Source organism: Streptomyces sp. TAA040 (assembly GCF_000424845.1).
On the sequence record NZ_KE384254.1, the window covers coordinates 1 to 16,356 of the forward strand.

The 16,356-nt window shown below is 72.5% G+C and carries 17 protein-coding genes; 9 read left to right on the top strand and 8 right to left on the bottom strand.

Features of this window, described 5'->3' with window-relative positions; all coding sequences use genetic code 11:
* From H300_RS0121745 to H300_RS0121760, 4 genes are all read left to right on the top strand, one after another.
* Positions 1-756: IS982 family transposase (locus tag H300_RS0121745; protein ID WP_028429058.1), on the top strand; the 756-nt coding region annotated here is incomplete at its 5' end.
* A gap of 42 nt (positions 757-798) precedes the next feature.
* Positions 799-2,520: an aldehyde dehydrogenase family protein gene (locus H300_RS28610; protein ID WP_078516223.1), complete on the top strand. Its 1,722-nt coding sequence runs from the start codon at positions 799-801 to the stop codon at positions 2,518-2,520.
* 193 nt (positions 2,521-2,713) lie between these two features.
* The gene (locus H300_RS0121755; RefSeq protein ID WP_028429059.1) at positions 2,714-3,361 is read left to right on the top strand and encodes a maleylpyruvate isomerase family mycothiol-dependent enzyme; all 648 of its coding nucleotides are present in this window, start codon (positions 2,714-2,716) and stop codon (positions 3,359-3,361) included.
* Positions 3,362-3,634: 273 nt separating this feature from the next.
* A complete protein-coding gene (locus H300_RS0121760) occupies positions 3,635-4,309 on the top strand; it encodes a TetR-type transcription factor C-terminal domain-containing protein (RefSeq protein ID WP_037981541.1) in 675 nt (224 codons plus the stop codon).
* Here H300_RS0121760 and H300_RS0121765 read toward each other — a convergent pair.
* Together H300_RS0121765 and H300_RS28615 are read right to left on the bottom strand one after the other, a co-directional pair.
* On the bottom strand, positions 4,290-4,754 hold the full coding sequence (locus H300_RS0121765; RefSeq protein ID WP_028429061.1) for a MaoC family dehydratase: 465 nt from the start codon (positions 4,752-4,754) through the stop codon (positions 4,290-4,292). The two genes, H300_RS0121760 and H300_RS0121765, sit on opposite strands and share 20 nt — an antisense overlap.
* Positions 4,755-4,927: 173 nt before the next feature.
* Positions 4,928-5,392: a hypothetical protein gene (locus H300_RS28615; protein ID WP_051270282.1), complete on the bottom strand. Its 465-nt coding sequence runs from the start codon at positions 5,390-5,392 to the stop codon at positions 4,928-4,930.
* Between the two features lie 209 nt (positions 5,393-5,601).
* Between H300_RS28615 and H300_RS0121775 the strand changes: the two genes are divergently transcribed.
* Together H300_RS0121775 and H300_RS0121780 are read left to right on the top strand one after the other, a co-directional pair.
* Positions 5,602-6,168 (top strand): TetR-type transcription factor C-terminal domain-containing protein, encoded by a 567-nt coding sequence (locus tag H300_RS0121775; RefSeq protein ID WP_028429062.1) that lies wholly within the window; start codon positions 5,602-5,604, stop codon positions 6,166-6,168.
* Positions 6,169-6,274: 106 nt separating this feature from the next.
* Entirely contained in the window at positions 6,275-7,285 is a 1,011-nt protein-coding gene (locus H300_RS0121780; protein ID WP_028429063.1) for an NADPH:quinone oxidoreductase family protein, read from the top strand.
* A gap of 76 nt (positions 7,286-7,361) precedes the next feature.
* Here the strand turns inward: H300_RS0121780 and H300_RS0121785 are convergent, their stop codons facing one another.
* The 4 genes from H300_RS0121785 to H300_RS0121800 form a co-directional block, all read right to left on the bottom strand.
* On the bottom strand, positions 7,362-8,588 hold the full coding sequence (locus H300_RS0121785) for an acyl-CoA dehydrogenase family protein (protein ID WP_028429064.1): 1,227 nt from the start codon (positions 8,586-8,588) through the stop codon (positions 7,362-7,364).
* A 7-nt stretch (positions 8,589-8,595) separates the two neighbouring features.
* A complete protein-coding gene (locus H300_RS0121790; protein ID WP_028429065.1) occupies positions 8,596-9,618 on the bottom strand; it encodes a phosphotransferase family protein in 1,023 nt (340 codons plus the stop codon).
* Positions 9,619-9,911: 293 nt separating this feature from the next.
* Entirely contained in the window at positions 9,912-10,229 is a 318-nt protein-coding gene (locus H300_RS0121795; protein WP_028429066.1) for a DUF202 domain-containing protein, read from the bottom strand.
* Entirely contained in the window at positions 10,226-10,624 is a 399-nt protein-coding gene (locus H300_RS0121800; RefSeq protein ID WP_028429067.1) for a DUF202 domain-containing protein, read from the bottom strand. Before H300_RS0121800 ends, H300_RS0121795 begins: the two co-directional genes overlap by 4 nt.
* Positions 10,625-10,789: 165 nt before the next feature.
* Between H300_RS0121800 and H300_RS0121805 the strand changes: the two genes are divergently transcribed.
* Positions 10,790-12,445 (top strand): FAD-binding dehydrogenase, encoded by a 1,656-nt coding sequence (locus tag H300_RS0121805; protein WP_028429068.1) that lies wholly within the window; start codon positions 10,790-10,792, stop codon positions 12,443-12,445.
* Between the two features lie 40 nt (positions 12,446-12,485).
* Here H300_RS0121805 and H300_RS0121810 read toward each other — a convergent pair whose 3' ends face one another.
* Positions 12,486-13,571: an ATP-dependent DNA ligase gene (locus H300_RS0121810; RefSeq protein ID WP_028429069.1), complete on the bottom strand. Its 1,086-nt coding sequence runs from the start codon at positions 13,569-13,571 to the stop codon at positions 12,486-12,488.
* An 87-nt stretch (positions 13,572-13,658) separates the two neighbouring features.
* Here H300_RS0121810 and ligD point away from each other — a divergent pair, with 87 nt between their 5' ends.
* Positions 13,659-14,669: a non-homologous end-joining DNA ligase gene (ligD, locus tag H300_RS0121815; protein ID WP_028429070.1), complete on the top strand. Its 1,011-nt coding sequence runs from the start codon at positions 13,659-13,661 to the stop codon at positions 14,667-14,669.
* 72 nt (positions 14,670-14,741) lie between these two features.
* Here ligD and H300_RS0121820 read toward each other — a convergent pair whose 3' ends face one another.
* Positions 14,742-14,993: a chaplin gene (locus H300_RS0121820; protein ID WP_486584001.1), complete on the bottom strand. Its 252-nt coding sequence runs from the start codon at positions 14,991-14,993 to the stop codon at positions 14,742-14,744.
* Between the two features lie 530 nt (positions 14,994-15,523).
* On the opposite strand from H300_RS0121820, the gene H300_RS0121825 reads away from it, so the two are divergent.
* Positions 15,524-16,348, top strand: a complete 825-nt coding sequence (locus H300_RS0121825; RefSeq protein WP_486584002.1) for a DUF3344 domain-containing protein — start codon at positions 15,524-15,526, stop codon at positions 16,346-16,348.
* The last annotated feature ends 8 nt before the right edge of the window (positions 16,349-16,356 follow it).

A 16,356-nucleotide genomic window follows, 5' to 3' on the forward strand; every position in this document is an offset into this window, starting at 1 on the left:
CTCGGCCATCACTGCGAAGCCCGCTGGCTGCGGTACGTGCGCGCACACCTGCAGGACATGTTTCCCTTCGTCCCGCAGGACGCCGGCTACAACAAGCGGCTGCGTGCCGCACTTCCGCAGATCAAACGCGTGATACGGGTGCTCGCCAGGGATACCGACTTCTGGCACGACACGGTGTGGATCACGGACTCGACCCCGGTGCCGTGCGGGATGTCCCGCCCCACGGTCAAGCGCTCGGAACTGGCAGGCTGGGCGAACTACGGCTACTGCGCGTCGCATTCGCGGTTCTTCTGGGGGCTGCGGCTGTACCTGGTGTGTACCCCGGCCGGGATGCCGATCCTGTGGGCGCTGGCCGACCCCAAGCTCGGCGAGCGCGAGGTGCTGGCCGCGATGCTGGAGGCCGATGCCGAAGTGGTGCGCGAGCGGCAGGGCCTGCTGCTGATCAGCGACAAGGGCTTCGCCTCGAAACCCTTCGAGCGGTCACTGTCCGAACACGGCATCACGCTGCTGCGGCCGTCACGGAAGAAGGAGATCCTGCGGCCTGGGGAGCCGATGCTCAAGAAGGTCCGTCAGCTGATCGAGTCCGTGAACGACACCCTCAAGGGCCAGCTCGACCTGGAACAACACGGCGGACGCACCGTCGAGGGCGTCGCTGTCCGCGTCGCTCAGCGCGTGCTGGCCCTGGCCGCCGCGGTCTGGCACAACTTCCAGACCGGCCAGGCGGTCAGCCGCTCACTGACCGCCTACGACCACTGACCGTATTCGGAAAGACTCGTCTAGCGGCGCTAGTTCGGGTGGATGCAGGGACATGAGGCTGTGTACATCGGCGGTGACTGGCGCCCGGCAGCCGGCACCGCGACCATCGAGGTCCGCAACCCGGCCGACGAGCAGGTGATCGGCCGGGTCCCGGCCGGTACCGCGCAGGACGTGGACGCCGCCGTCCGGGCCGCCCGGACGGCGCTGCCCGGCTGGGCCGCGACCGCCCCGGCGGACCGCGCCGCCCGGCTCGCCGCGCTCCGTGACGGCCTGACCCGCAGGCGGGAGGAGATCGCCGACACGGTCTGCTCCGAGCTCGGTGCGCCGCTGCGGATCGCCCGGGCGGTGCACACGGACGTGCCGATCGCGGTGGCCGGTTCGTACGCCGCACTCGCGGCCGACCACGCGTTCGAGGAGCGCATCGGTAACTCCCGGGTGCTCCACGAGCCGGTCGGCGTGGTCGGGGCCGTCACACCGTGGAACTACCCGCTGCACCAGATCGTCGCCAAGGTCGCGGCGGCCCTCGCCGCCGGTTGCACCGTGGTGCTCAAGCCCGCCGAGGACACCCCGCTGGTGGCGCAGTTGTTCGCCGAGGCGGTGCACGAAGCCGGCTTCCCCGCCGGGGTGTTCGACCTGGTGACCGGTCTCGGCGCGGAGGCCGGTGCCGCGCTCGCGGCGCACGAGGGCGTCGACATGGTCTCCTTCACCGGTTCCACCGCGGTCGACCGGAAGATCGTCGGCCGGCTCGGAGACCTCGGCTTCCTCGGGCTCACCGTGCCGGAGGAGGAGGGCGGCTCGGGCGGCGACCACCTGACGTGCTGCCTGGTCACCGAGGAGCTCGGCCGGGGCGACTCGGCGGGGTGTGGCATGCTGTCCGTCTCGCTGGGGCTGGTGGCCAAGAGCATCGCCGCCTGGGGCAGCCCGGAGCAGCGCCGGCGCTGGCTGCCCGCGCTCTGCTCCGGCGAGGCGCTGGGATGCTTCGGGCTCACCGAGCCCGGCACCGGGTCCGACGCGGCGAACCTGACCACCAGGGCACGCCGCGACGGGGACGACTGGGTCCTCGACGGCTCGAAGACGTTCATCACCAACGGCACCTGGGCCGATGTGGTGCTGCTCTTCGCCCGCAGCGGCGAGGAGTCCGGCCACCGGGGCGTCTCCGCCTTCCTGGTGCCCACCGACTCCCCGGTGCTGGAGCGGCGGGAGATCCACGGCAAGCTCGGACTGCGCGGCCAGGCCACCGCCGAACTGCTGCTCGACGGGGTGCGGGTGCCGGACGCGGCCCGCCTCGGCCCGGAGGGCAAGGGCTTCTCGGTGGCCATGTCGGCCCTGGCCAAGGGCCGGATGTCGGTGGCCGCCGGCTGCGTCGGACTCGCCCAGGCCGCCCTGGACGCCGCCGTGGGGTACGCGGGCCAGCGGGAGCAGTTCGGAGGGCCCATCGCCCGCGACCAGTCGGTGCAGGAACTCCTCTCCGACATCGCGGTGGACGTGTCCGCGGCCCGCCTGCTCACCTGGCAGGTCGCCGACCACGTCGACCGCGGAATCCCGTTCACCACCGAGTCGTCGGTCGCGAAGCTGTTCGCCTCCGAGGCTGCCGTGCGCTCCGCCGACCGCGCCGTCCAGGTCTTCGGCGGCTACGGGTACACGGACGAGTTCCCGGTCGGCAAACTGCTGCGGGACGCACGGGTGATGACCCTGTACGAGGGCACCAGCCAGATCCAGCGGCTGCTCATCGGCCGCTCGCTGACCGGCGTCTCGGCCTTCTGAGCGCCCGTTTCGACCGACGGTTCTGACGGCTGAGGTGCGTGTCGGCCGCCGTGGCACGATCCTGTGGAGATCAGGCGGGAGGCGGCGAGGGACACGGTGGCGCAGGTGGAGGAGTGCTCTTCGCGATGAGTTCTGCGGCGACCGTGAGTCTGTGTCTCTTCGAGGGCAACAAGCCGATCATCGAGGAGAGACGATGGCCATGGGAAATCCGGAGCGTGCCAGGGATGTCTGGCCGCTCGTGCACGCGGAGCGTGCGGCGCTGATCCACGACCTTGAGAGTCTCAGTGACAAGCAGTGGGAGCAGCCGTCACTTTGCGAGGAGTGGACGGTCCATGACGTCGCTGCCCACCTGGTCGACTCAGCTCGCACGACGCGTCTCGGTTTCGTGGTCGGCCTCGCCCGGGCACGGTTCGACTTCCACCGCCAGAACGCTCACGGTGTGGCGCGCGAGCACGGTGCCTCACCGCTGGAGACGTTGGCGCGGCTTCGTCAGGTGGCCTCGCGGAAGTCGACCCCTCCGGCGCCCCTCGACAGCCGGATCGTCGAGGAGGTCGTCCACGGTGAGGACATCCGCCGCCCGTTGGGACTCACCCGCCGCTACCCCCGGGATGCCGTCGTCGGGGCGCTTCGCTTGCAGGCTCGCATCCCGGCGTCTTTCGGCGGCGCTAAGGAACTCGTGGCCCCTCTCCGCCTCACGGCGACCGATGCCGATGTGTCGATTGGCGATGGTCTGGAAGTGACCGGACCTGCGCTTTCACTGCTTCTCGCAATGATGGGACGACGCGTGGCGCTCAACGACCTGGGCGGCCGGGGAGTCGGTGCGCTGAGGCAGCCGACCTGACGATCGTGGGCCTTGGGCTTGCCCGGCTCCGTGGCGGTTTCCTGCGTGCGTCGCCACCCTGGGGCGGCAGGCCGGCCCGCGTTCCACCGTCATGTCGGCATCCTGTCAGCGGTGGGGAGCGGCAGAGAGGTGCAGTGGTCGGCAGGTTTCCGGGCCTGTCCGTTGCCGGGTCGGGGTCGGCGCACCCGTGCCACGCGGGCGAAACGGGCCTAAGCGGCTGCTCAGAGCTCGTTGTATGGTGTTCGCCCGGCCGACGGAAGCGGGGCGAGCACCATGGCGGCGGAAGCAGCCGAGACGGACACCGGGGACGACCCCGTGCGCGAGGGGGACGACTCCTTCCGGGGCGTGGCCCCGGAGGCCGCGAGGCGGTTGCTCCTCGCGGCGGTCGCCGCCTTCGCCGAGCGCGGGTTCCACGCCACCACCACCCGGGACATCGCCGGGCGGGCGGGGATGAGCCCGGCCGCCCTCTACATCCACTACCGGACCAAGGAGGACCTGCTCCACCAGATCAGCCGGGTCGGCCACGAGCGTTCGGTCCGCATCCTCGGGGAGGCCGCAGGTCGCGGGGGCACCGCGGCGGAACGGCTGGCCGCCGCGGTGCGCACCTTCGTCCGCTGGCACGCCGAGCAGCACACCACGGCACGGGTGGTGCAGTACGAACTCAGCGCGCTGGCCGAGGAGCACTACGCGGAGATCGCCGTGCTGCGCCGCCGCAGCGAGGAGATCATGCGCGAGGTGCTCGCGGGCGGGGTCGCCTCCGGCGAGTTCACCGTCTCGGACGTGCGCGCCACCGCGCTCGCCCTGCTTTCGCTCTGCATCGACGTCGCCCGGTGGTTCAGCCCGGAGGGCCGCCGCACGCCCGACGAGATCGGGGCCTTCTACGCCGGTCTCGCCCTGCGCATGGTCGGCGCGCAGCCGCCGGAGGAGCTCATCGGTAGTAGCGGCTGACGCTCTCCGCGACGCAGACCGGCTTGTCGCCGCCCTCCCGCTCCACCGTCACCCGGAGGGTGAGCTGCACGCCGTCGCCGTCGACCTCGGCGACCTCGGCGACCCGTACGCGGGCCCGCACCCGGGAGCCGACCGGTACCGGGGCGGGAAACCGCACCTTGTTGGTGCCGTAGTTGACGCCCATGGCCACCCCCCGCACCTGGAGGACCTGCGGCACGAGGACGGGCAGCAGCGAAAGGGTGAGGTATCCGTGGGCGATGGTCGTGCCGAACGGGCCCTGCTCGGCGCGCTGCGGGTCGACGTGAATCCACTGGTGGTCGCCGGTCGCCTCCGCGAACAGGTCGATCCGCCGCTGGTCGACCTCCAGCCAGTCGCCGGGGCCCAGTTCCTCGCCCACCGCCGTCCGCAGTTCGTCCACCGAGGAGAACACCCGGGGTTCCGTCATCGCCACTGCCTCCCATTCGAACAGAACAAGCGCTTGCTCGGCATGCTGGGGGGTGCGCCGCCGGCTGTCAACGCGCCGGACCCGCCGACGCGCCACCCGTTTCGGGAGCCCGTGCGCGCGGGCGGGGGCCCGCCGCCTCCCGGTGCGCGGTGCTCGGCCGCCCGGCGCGCTGCTCAGCGCACTGCCACCACCGCGCGCATGCCCTCGCCGTCGGCCGCGTCCATCGCCGAGATCAGCCGTCGCAGCACCAGGGCGAGCGGCCCGGGCGGCGGGTCGGACGGGTTCTCGGTGGGCAGCAGTGCCCGGCCGCCCCAGGTGCGGCGGTGCCAGTCGTCCAGGGCCGTGGGCTGCCGGATTCCCACGCACTTCTGCCGCCGCCGGCGGCGCGCGAACTCCCGCTCGTAGTCGAGCCAGACGTCGCGGGCCTCCTCCAACTCCTCCAGCGCGGCGACCAGCAGCGCCGGATCGGGCGCCCGGTCCTCCGGGGCGATGCCCGCCCGCTCGCACAGGTGGTGCCAGGTCGCGCGGTGCCCATAGGGAGCAAAGCGCTCGAGGCACTTGCGCAGGGCCTGGCGCCGCTGGGACGGCGTGCGGTCGACGTCGCGCACCTGCGCGGCGAGTGCTCTGAAACCGGCCAAGGTGATGCACCTCCGATGGGGCGAACCTCGTCTCATCGTCGATGTGACGTAGCCGGGGCCGAATCGGATCCACTCTCGTCACCGCCTTTCCCCGACACATACCGACCGGTTAGTCTGCGCTTCCCGGGCAGTTCGCGAGGAGAAGGGTCCACAGCGTGGAGAAGACAGGCGACGCCGGTGCGGACGGCGGCAGCGCGCCCGCCGGGCCGCTGCCGGTTCCGCAGCGGCTCCTCGCCACCGCCACCCGGCTCTTCGCGGACCGCGGCTTCGACCGCACCTCCGTCCAGGAGATCGTGGAGGCGGCCGGCGTGACCAAGGGCGCGCTCTACCACTACTTCGGCTCCAAGGACGACCTGCTGTACGAGGTCTACTCGCGCCTGCTGCGCCTCCAGCAGGAGCGGCTGGACGCGTGCGCCGACTCCGGCGGGCCCGTCGAGGAGCGGTTGCGCGCCGCCGCCGCCGACGTGATCGTCACCTCGGTGGAGAACCTCGACGACGCGGTGATCTTCTTCCGTTCGATGCACCACCTCGGGCCGGAGAAGCAGCAGCAGGTACGGGCCCAGCGTCGGCGCTACCACGAGCGGTTCCGCGCCCTGGTGGAGGAAGGGCAGCAGTCCGGCGTGTTCAGCTCCGTGCCGTCCGCCGACCTCGTGGTGGACTACCACTTCGGTTCGGTCCACCACCTCGGCACCTGGTACCGCCCCGACGGCCCACTCGGCGCACGGGAACTCGCGGACCAACTCGCGGATCTGCTGCTGCGCGCGCTGCGGCCGTGAGAGAGGGTGGTGGGCCGGCACGGAGGCAGCGGGCGGTACGGGAGTCCGGCAGTCCGGCGTTCCGGCCGGAAAGGCAGAGCGACGAGCGAGACCGGGTGAGGAACCTATGAAGGCATGGCGAGTTCACGAGACCGGCGAGCCCGGCAAGGTGATGCGGCTCCAGGACGTCCCCGAGCCCGAACCGGGGCCCGGCGAACTGCTGGTCGAGGTGCGGGCCGCGAACATCAACTTCCCCGACGCCCTGCTGTGCCTGGGCCGTTACCAGGTGCGGCCGCCGCTGCCCTTCACCCCGGGGGTGGAGCTGTGCGGCGTGGTGCTGGCCGGTGAGGGTGCCGAGGCCGGGACGCGGGTGGTGGCGCAACCTGTGCTGCCGAGCGGCGCCTTCGCGGAACGGACGGTGGTCACCGCGGACACCGCCCTGCCGGCTCCCGAGTCGCTGGACGACGCGGAGGCCGCGGCGCTGTACATCGGCTACCAGACCGGTTGGTTCGGGCTGCACCGCAGGGCGCGGATCCGGGCGGGGGAGACCCTGCTCGTGCACGCCGCAGCGGGCGGCGTGGGCAGCGCGGCCGTTCAGCTCGGCAAGGCCGCGGGCGCGAGGGTCATCGGTGTGGTCGGCGGCGAGGCCAAGGCGGAGGCCGCGCGGAAGCTCGGCTGCGACCTGGTGGTCGATCGCCGCACGGACGACCTCGTGGCGGCCGTCAAGGACGCGACCGACGGCCGGGGCGCCGACGTGGTCTACGACCCGGTCGGTGGCGACGCCTACGCCAAGTCGGTCAAGTGCGTGGCCTTCGAGGGGCGCATCGTGGTGGTCGGCTTCGCGAGTGGCGCCGTTCCCACCCCGGGGCTCAACCACGTGCTGGTGAAGAACTACTCGATACTCGGGCTCCACTGGGGCCTCTACCAGCGCAAGGACCCGCAGGCGGTGCGCGACTGCCACACGGAGCTGACGGCGCTCGCCGCGAGCGGCGCGATCAAGCCGCTGATCAGCGAGCGAGTGAGCCTCGACGAGGCCGCCTCGGCCGTGCAGCGGGTCTACGACGGCGTCACCACCGGGCGGGTCGTCGTGCTCCCCGGTGGTACGGGTGACGTGGAGGGCGGGTCGGCCGCAGGCTGACCGGCCGACCCGCGGAACGGGCCGGGGGCCGCCGCGCCACGTGGTGCGGCGGCCCCCGGGGCCGGCTCCGGACCCGTCAGGAAGCGGGCCCCTCGTACTTCCTCAGCTCGCGGCGGGCCAGCGACCGCTGGTGCACCTCGTCCGGCCCGTCCGCGAGCTGGAGGGTGCGGGCCGAGGCCCACAGCTCCGCCAGCGGGTAGTCCTGGCTCACCCCGCCCGCGCCGTGCAGCTGCACGGCCCGGTCCAGGATGCCCACCACCGTCCGCGGCACCGCGATCTTGATCGCCTGGATCTCGGTGTGTGCACCGCGGTTGCCCACGGTGTCCATCAACCAGGCCGTCTTGAGCACCAGCAGGCGCAACTGCTCGATCGCGACGCGTGCGTCGGCGATCCACTCCTGCACCACGCCCTGCCGGGCGAGCGGCTTGCCGAAGGCGGACCGGTCCAGCGCCCGGCGGCACATCAGTTCCACGGCGCGCTCCGCCATCCCGATCAGGCGCATGCAGTGGTGAATCCGTCCGGGGCCCAACCGGGCCTGGGCGATGGCGAATCCGCTGCCCTCCTCGCCGATCAGGTTCGCCGCCGGCACCCGGACGCCGTCGAAGCGGACCTCCGCGTGCCCGCCGTGCTGGTGGTCCTCGTAGCCGTACACCCGCATCGCCCGTGTCACCCGCACGCCCGGGCTGTCCCTGGGCACCAGCACCATGGACTGCTGGCGTCGCGGATCGGGCTCGTCCGGCGAGGTCTTGCCCATCACGATGAAGATCCGGCAATCCGGGTTCATCGCCCCGGAGATGTACCACTTCAGCCCGTCGATCACGAGTTCGTCGCCGTCGCGGGTGATGCGCGTCTCGATGTTGCGCGCGTCGGAGGACGCCACCTCGGGTTCGGTCATCGCGAAGGCGGAGCGGATCTCGCCGGTCAGCAGCGGCTCCAGCCAGTGCCGGCGCTGCTCCGGATCGCCGAACTCGGTCAGCAGCTCCATGTTCCCGGTGTCCGGTGCCGCGCAGTTCAGTGCGGTGGGGGCCAACTGCGGACTTCGGCCGGTGATCTCGGCGAGCGGGGCGTACTGGAGGTTGGTGAGTCCGGCACCGTAGGTGCGGTCCGGCAGGAACAGGTTCCACAGCCCCTGCCGCCTGGCCTCCGTCTTCAGACCGGTGACCACCGCCGGCGTCAGCCAGGGCGACTCCTGAGCGGCGCGCTGCTCCCCGGCGACCCGCTCGGCCGGGTGCACGTGCTCCTCCATGAAGGCCAGCAGGCGCGTGCGGAGTTCCTCGGTGCGGTCGTCCCGTGCGAAGTCCATCGCGGTATCAGCCCTTCTGCAGAGTGGTGAGGCCTTGGTCGGTGAGCACCGGCACCAGGGCGCCGATCCGGTCGAAGCCGGCGCCGACGGTCCGTCCGAGGGTGAAGCGGTAGTGGATCCCCTCGCAGATCACCGCGAGCTTGAAGTAGGCGAACGCGGTGTACCAGGCGATCCGGGAGACGTCCCGTCCGGAACCCGCGGCGTAGTGCTCGATCAGCTCCTCGGTCGCCGGGTGTCCGGGGGCGTCCCGGGTGGAGCTGATCGGTGTGCCCGGCACGTCCCGCTGACGGCTGTACATGGCCAGCAGGCCGAGGTCCGTCAGCGGGTCGCCCAGGGTGGACATCTCCCAGTCCAGGACTGCGGAGATCCGGCCGTCCCCGGTGACGAGCACGTTGTCCAGCCGGAAGTCGCCGTGCACCACGGTCGGCGGCGGGGACTGCGGCACCCCCGCGAGCAGGGCGGCCTGCAACTCGTCCATGCCGGGCAGCTCCCGGCTGCGCGAGGCCGCGAGCTGCTTGCCCCAGCGGCGCATCTGACGTTCCAGGAAGCCCTCCGGCCGTCCGAAGTCGCCGAGCCCCACGGCGGCCGGGTCGACGGCGTGCAGCGCCACCAGCACGTCCGGCAGGGCCAGCACCACGTCCCGGGTGCGCACCGGGCCGAGGGCTGCCAACTGCTCCGCGGTGCGGTACGGGGTTCCGGGCATCAGCTCCATGACGTAGAACGGCGCGCCGAGCACCTCGGGGTCCTCGCACAGCAGCACGGTGCCGGGCACCGGGACGTCCGTCGGTCCCAGGGCACTGATCACCCGGTGCTCGCGGGCCATGTCGTGCGCGGTGGCGAGTACGTGGCCCAGGGGCGGGCGGCGCACCACCCACGCGGAGGAGCCGTCCTCCACCCGGTAGGTGAGGTTCGACCGCCCGCCCTCGATCAGGGTCGCGCGCAGGGGCCCCGCGACGAGCCCGGGCCGCTCCCGGTCGAGGTGCGCGCGCAGCCGTTCCGGATCGAGACCGGGCGGATTGTCGTTGCTCATCGTGTTCCTCCAGCCGGAACGGACGGGACCGTCACCGATCATGCCGACTAGTCGGTATGACGTCCAGGGGCAGTGTCCCCTCGATCGTGCGGTTCCCGTCCGGGCCGGAGGCGACCGGGCGCGGTCAGTGCGGCAGTGCCTGGGCCGCGGCCTCGCTCAGCGGGGTGGTGGGACGGCCCTGAGCTGTGCCAGTTCCCCGGCGGGGTGGCGAGGGCTCCCCGGGAGACCTGGACGTCCGCGTCGACGAGCAGGTCGACGAGGAAGGGCCGGTGGTCGGCGACAGGCGCCCGTGCTCAGCGGCCCAGGACCAGCAGCGCCAGGCCGACCGCCACCAGCAGCAGGGTGCAGCCGGCGGTCACCGCCGCGGAGGTCGTGGACAGCGTCGCCGGGCGGCGCACCCCCAGCGACCGGCTGCGTCGGCGCGCGGTGAGCAGCAGCGCCAGCAGGGCGAGAGCGGGCACCGCCCCGACCGCGGCACCCGCCGGGCCCAGGCCAGAGAGCACCAGCTGCCGGGCGGCCAGCAGCGCCGCCACCGTGGCGGCCAAGGTGGTACGGCGCCAGGCGAGCCGGGTCCGCTCCGGCTGGACCCCCGGATCCCTGACGGCGCTCACCCGGAGACTCGGCCGACCAGTACCGCCGCGGCGACCAGCAGCGCGGCGAGGCTCGTCCCCGCGGCGAGCAGGGCGGGGAAGCGGGACTCGGGCAGGTCCTCGCCCCGCCGCATCGCCCGCTCGCAGCGCACCCAGTGGTTCACCGCGCGCACCGCGCACACCGCGCCGCCGAGCAGCAGCGCGACGGCGACGGCCGTCCGCGGGGCCCGGTCGAGACCCGTGAGGAACTGGTCGACCGCGAGCCCGCCGGCGACCAGGGCCAGCGCAGTGCGGATCCAGGCGAGGAAGGTGCGCTCGTTGGCGAGGGAGAACCGGTAGTCCGGGGTGCTGCCCTCCGCTCTCACCCGCTGCGGCGCGAACCACAGACGTACCGCCTCGATGAGACGTCCGATCATGATCAGAGCCTAGCGAGTGCCGGCGGACGGCGCTCGCCCGCCCCTCGCCCGCGTCCCGCCGCTTCCGCGCACCCGCCCACGGCCTGCCGGGCCGTACGCCGTCCCGATGCACCTGCGGTGTCCGCACGGTTGACGCCCCGACTACCGACCGGTATGCCTTCCGGCATGGTCTATGACGCAGATGTCATCGTGATCGGTGCCGGTCTGGCGGGACTGGTCGCCACGGCCGAGCTGGCCGACGCCGGGCGCACGGTGGTCCTGCTCGATCAGGAACCCGCGCAGTCGCTCGGCGGCCAGGCGCACTGGTCCTTCGGCGGCCTCTTCTTCGTCGACTCGCCCGAGCAGCGGAGGCTGCGCATCCGCGACAGTTTCGATCTGGCCTGGCAGGACTGGCAGGGCGCCGCGGGATTCGACCGGGCCGACGACCACTGGCCTCGTCGGTGGGCGGAGGCGTTCGTGGACTTCGCCGCGGGGGAGAAGCGACCCTGGCTGCACCAACAGGGGCTCCGGCTGTTCCCGGTGGTCGGCTGGGCGGAGCGCGGCGGCTACGACGCCACCGGGCACGGAAACTCGGTGCCCCGATTCCACCTCACCTGGGGCACCGGCCCCGGTGTGGTCGAACCCTTCGCCCGACGGGTCGCCGCCGCGGTCGACCGAGGCCTGGTCGAACTGCGCTTCCGGCACCGGGTGACCGGGCTCGGCCGCACCGCGGGCGCGGTGGACACCGTCACCGGCGAGGTCCTCGCCCCCAGCGACGTCCCGCGCGGCGTCCCCAGCAGCCGCGAGGTGGCCGGACGCTTCTCGCTGCGCGCCCAGGCGCTGGTGATCACCACCGGCGGCATCGGCGGCAACCACGACCTCGTCCGGGCCAACTGGCCGGAGCGGATGGGCAGCCCGCCCGCCCGGCTGCTGACCGGCGTGCCGGCCCACGTGGACGGGGCGATGCTGGGCATCGCCGAGAAGGCCGGCGCCCGGCACATCAACAAGGACCGGATGTGGCACTACCCGGAAGGCGTGGCGAACTGGGACCCGGTCTGGCCGGGGCACGCCATCCGCATCCTCTCCGGGCCCTCCCCGCTCTGGCTCGACGCCACCGGCAAGCGGCTGCCGGTGCCGCTCTTCCCCGGCTTCGACGCGCTGGGCACCCTGGAGTACATCCTGCAGACCGGCTACGACTACACCTGGTTCGTCCTCAACCAGCGGATCATCGAGAAGGAGTTCGCCCTCTCCGGATCGGAGCAGAACCCGGATCTCACCGGCCGGAGCGTCAAGCAGGTGCTGGGGCGTGTCCGGCCCGGTCCGCCGGGGCCGGTCCGCGCCTTCATGGAGCGCGGAGCGGACTTCGTCGTCGAGCGCGACGTGGCCGCGCTGGCCCGCCGGATGAACGAACTGACCGGCGACCGGCTCGTGGACGCCGCCGAACTGCGGCGGGAGATCGCCTCACGGGACCGGGAGATCGCCCACCCGTTCACCAAGGACCTCCAGGTCACCGCAGTACGCGGGGCCCGCAGGTTCCTCGGTGACAAGCTGATGCGGGTGGCACCGCCGCACCGGATCCTGGACCCCGCCGCCGGGCCGCTGGTGGCCGTCCGGCTCAACATCCTCACCCGCAAGTCGCTCGGCGGCCTGGAGACGGACCTCTCCTCGCGCGTGCTGTCCGCAGGCGGCGATCCGCTGCCCGGCGTCTACGCGGCAGGCGAGGCGGCCGGTTTCGGCGGTGGCGGGGTGCACGGCTACCGCTCGCTGGAGGGCACCTTCCTCGGCGGCTGCATCTTCTCCGGCCGCACCGCCGGACGGGCCGCCGCCGAAGCCGTCGGCTGACCGGCCCGCTCGTGTCCCCCGCGGGTGCGGTCCTGCGCGTTCACGGTGCCGAGCCGGTGCCCAGCACCTCCGCGAGGTCGTAACCGACCGGTTCGGCGAGCTGGGCGTAGGTGCAGGAGCCCGGGGCGCGGTCGGTGCGCCACCGGCGGAAGCGGGTGGTGTGCCGGAACCTGTCGCCCTGCATGTGGTCGTAGGCGACCTCGCACACCCGCTCGGGGCGCAGCGCGAGCCACGCCATGTCCTTCGTCCCGGACCAGCGGCTCGGCGCACCCGGCAGCCGGTCACTCGCGTGGGCGTCCTCGCTGCGCCAGTCGGCCCAGGGGTGGGCCGCCCCCTGCGGGGCGCCGGGATCGATGCGCAGCGGTGCCAGCTCGTCCATCAGCTCCCGGCGCCGTCGCTGGGTGAACGAGGAGCACGCCCCGACGTACTGGAGCCGTCCTGCTTCGTCGTGCAGGCCCAGCAGCAGCGAGCCGATGACCGGTCCGCTCTTGTGCGGACGGATGCCCGCCACCACGCAGTCCGCGGTGCGCTCGTGCTTGACCTTGGTCATCAGGCGCTGATCGGGACGGTAGGGGAGGTCGAGTCCCTTGGCGACCACCCCGTCCAGTCCCGCCCCCTCGAACTGCGCGAACCAGCGTTCGGCGAGCTCCCGGTCGGTGGTCGCGGGCGCCAGGTGCACCGGGGGAGGCGCGTACCGGAGCGCGGTGGCCAGCAGCTCGCGGCGCTGCCGGAAGGGCACGTCCAGCAGGACGGTGTCCTCCAGCGCCAGGAGGTCGAACGCGACGAAACCGGCCGGGGTGCGGTCGGCGAGCGACCGCACCCGGGAGTCCGCGGGGTGCACCCGCGCCTGGAGCGCGTCGAAGTCCAGCCGCCCGTCGACCGCGACCACGATCTCCCCGTCCACCACGCAGCGCGGCGGCAGGGCGGAGCGGAGCGCCGGAACCAGCTCCGGGAAGTAGCGGGTGAGCGGTTTGGCGGAGCGGCTGCCGAGCTCGACCTCGTCGCCGTCCCGGAAGACCAGCGCTCGGAAGCCGTCCCACTTGGCCTCGTAGTGCATTCCGGGCGGGATGGCCGGTGCCGCCTTGGCGAGCATCGGTCTGACGGGCGGCATCAGCGGAAGCTGCATGGCCCGATTCTCCGTCGGCGGGCGCGCTCGCGCCTGCCGGGAGCGCGCCGGGCGGCGGGCGGCCGCCGACCGTCCTACCGTGAGGGCATGGCCGACGCGCTGGAGCTGACAGTCGGGGAGCGGACGGTACGCCTGTCCCACCCGGACAAGGTGTACTTCCCCGAGCGGGGCTTCACAAAGCTGGATGTGGCCCGCCACTACCTGACCGTGGGGGACGGGATCGTGCGCGCGCTGTGGGACCGTCCCACCACGTTGCAGCGCCACCCGGACGGCGTCACGGGGGAGTCCTTCTACCAGAAGCGGGCGCCGCGGAACCTGCCGGAGTGGATCGGCACCGCACGGATCACCTTCCCGAGCGGGCGGCACGCCGACGAGATCTGCCCGCGCGAACTCGCGGCGGTGGTCTGGGCCGCCAACCTGGGCTGCCTGACCTTCCACCCGTGGCCGGTGCGGTCGGGGGCCCTGGACCACCCGGACGAGTTGCGCATCGACCTCGATCCGCAGCCCGGCACGGACTACGCGGACGCCGCCCGGGTGGCCGCCGAACTGCGCGATCTTCTCGCCGAACTGGGGTTGCGCGGCTGGCCCAAGACCTCGGGCGGCCGCGGGGTGCACGTCCTGGTGCCGCTGGTCGCGGAGCGGGCGTTCGTCGACGTGCGGCGGGCGGCGATCGCTCTCGGCCGGGAACTGGAGCGGCGTGCGCCGGACCGGGTGACCACGGCCTGGTGGAAGGAGGAGCGGGGCGAGCGGATCTTCGTGGACTACAACCAGACCGCGCGCGACCGGACGGTCGCTTCCGCCTACTCGGTGCGACCCGGACCACGCGCCCAGGTCTCCGCCCCGCTTCGCTGGGACGAGGTGGCTGATGCCCGGCCCGAGGACTTCGATCTCGCCACCATGCCCGCGCGCTGGGCGGCCGCCGGGGATGTGCACGCCGACCTGACGGAGCACGCCTTCCGGCTGGACACGGTACTGGAGCTCGCCGAACGTGACGCGAGGGACCACGGGCTGGAGGACCTGCCCTACCCGCCGGACCATCCCAAGACGGCCGGCGAGCCCGCCCGGGTGCAGCCCAGCCGGGCCAGGCGCCCCGGCTGAGCCGCGGGCCGGGCCCTGTACGGCGGGGGGTGCTGCCGGGTCGCGTACCGGCCGCACCCCCCGCCGTTCAGCTCACCTGTTGATGCAGGTGTTGCCGAAGGTCGGGTTCAGCAGGCCCACCACGTTCACGGTGTTGCCGCAGAGGTTGACCGGCACCGAGACCGGGACCTGGATCAGGTTGCCGCTCAGCACGCCGGGGGAGTGTGCCGCGATGCCGTCCGCGTGCGAGCCGCTGGAGGTAGCCAGCGCGGACCCGGCGCCGCCGATCATGACGGCACAGCCGGCGGCGGCCACGGTGGTGGCCTTGATGATGCGCTTCATCATCAATCTCCTTATCAGTGGGTGAATGAATCATGACGCTCAACGAGCGGATTGGTTCAGGGATACGCCCTGTCACTCGATGGGCTCATGGCCGCCCCGGTGACACGGGCGGGCGAATACGATTGCCGCGGGGAGAACGACTCGGGGCGGGATCAGGCACGTTCAGTGCCATCATTCGGTGTGTCCAGCGCGTCTCGCGTGATCTCCAACTGGCTTTCTGTCAAGGTGCTCCCCTGCCTGGGCCGAAAGAATACGGAGAGCGAGTAATGAGAATGGCAACGGGATCTGCCGGGCGAAGTGTCCTGGTAACGCTGGTTTCTGTGGCGGCGGCCGTCACCGCGCCGTCGGCGGCCGCCGCTCCGACGGTCTCCGAAGCGGAACGCATCGTTTTCGGCGAGCGTTATCATTCGGTCCAACACGGCGGAATCGTCCGTGCGGCAAATTCCTCGATCACCTGCCGCGAACCCGTCGCGCGCGGCGCGGGCTCCTGCCCAAGCGCGCGCCGGTCGGCCGGGGTCAACGGCGACTTCGACATGTTCTACGTCGATGTCGACGACGACTCGAACACCTACAACTCCAGCCGGGCGGACCTCCGGATGCCCGAGGGGGCCGAGGTGAGCTGGGCGCGGCTGTACTGGGGCGGGAACCTGCGGGTCGGCGAGCAGAAGCCGCCGGCGGACAACGGCCGGGTGCTGGTCGCCGAGCCGGGCGGCCGGTACAGGGAGGTGCTCGCGGACTCCGTCGTCGGGCACCGCACGACCGGCAGCACCGACGCCTTCCAGGCGTCCGCCGACGTCACCGACCTGGTGCGGGGCAGTGGTTCGGGCTCCTGGACGGTGGCCCAGGTGAACGTCGCGAGGGGACACTCCGCGGCGGGCGCGTGGGGCGGCTGGACCCTGGTCGCCGCGTACGAGGACGAACGGGAGCCGCTGCGCACGCTGGCAGTCTGGGACGGCTTCGAGGCACTGCACGCCGGCCGCCGCTCGCTCGGGGTCTCCATGGACGGCCTGGATGTCCGCCCCGGGGCCGAGGGCAGCCTCGGCCTGGTGGGCTACAACGGGGACCGCGGGAGCACCGGGGACTCGCTCACCGTGCAGGCCGACGCGGGCCCCGCGCACCGGGTGCGGGACGCGGCGAACCCCTCGGACGACCTGCTGAATTCCACGATCTCCGCGCATGGCAAGCACACAGGTGCGCGCAGTCCGGCCTATGCGAACACGCTCGGATACGACTCGGACGTGTTCGACATCAAGCCCGCCCTCGAACGAGGTGCCGAACGAATGAATTTCCGATTCTCCACCCGCTCCGAGGGTTATCAGACAGGCGTTCTCTTCCTTCAGGCGGAGGCAACGGACTGACACACCCA

Bases quoted from the DNA above. Each gene is read 5' to 3' on its own strand.
- H300_RS28610 (WP_078516223.1), top strand. From the start codon at position 799: ATGCAGGGACATGAGGCTGTGTACATCGGCGGTGACTGGCGCCCGGCA.
- H300_RS0121755 (WP_028429059.1), top strand. From the start codon at position 2,714: ATGGCCATGGGAAATCCGGAGCGTGCCAGGGATGTCTGGCCGCTCGTG.
- H300_RS0121760 (WP_037981541.1), top strand. From the start codon at position 3,635: ATGGCGGCGGAAGCAGCCGAGACGGACACCGGGGACGACCCCGTGCGC.
- H300_RS0121765 (WP_028429061.1), bottom strand. From the start codon at position 4,754: ATGACGGAACCCCGGGTGTTCTCCTCGGTGGACGAACTGCGGACGGCG.
- H300_RS0121780 (WP_028429063.1), top strand. From the start codon at position 6,275: ATGAAGGCATGGCGAGTTCACGAGACCGGCGAGCCCGGCAAGGTGATG.
- H300_RS0121785 (WP_028429064.1), bottom strand. From the start codon at position 8,588: ATGGACTTCGCACGGGACGACCGCACCGAGGAACTCCGCACGCGCCTG.
- H300_RS0121790 (WP_028429065.1), bottom strand. From the start codon at position 9,618: ATGAGCAACGACAATCCGCCCGGTCTCGATCCGGAACGGCTGCGCGCG.
- H300_RS0121800 (WP_028429067.1), bottom strand. From the start codon at position 10,624: ATGATCGGACGTCTCATCGAGGCGGTACGTCTGTGGTTCGCGCCGCAG.
- H300_RS0121805 (WP_028429068.1), top strand. From the start codon at position 10,790: ATGGTCTATGACGCAGATGTCATCGTGATCGGTGCCGGTCTGGCGGGA.
- H300_RS0121810 (WP_028429069.1), bottom strand. From the start codon at position 13,571: ATGCAGCTTCCGCTGATGCCGCCCGTCAGACCGATGCTCGCCAAGGCG.
- ligD (WP_028429070.1), top strand. From the start codon at position 13,659: ATGGCCGACGCGCTGGAGCTGACAGTCGGGGAGCGGACGGTACGCCTG.
- H300_RS0121820 (WP_486584001.1), bottom strand. From the start codon at position 14,993: ATGATGAAGCGCATCATCAAGGCCACCACCGTGGCCGCCGCCGGCTGT.
- H300_RS0121825 (WP_486584002.1), top strand. From the start codon at position 15,524: ATGTTCTACGTCGATGTCGACGACGACTCGAACACCTACAACTCCAGC.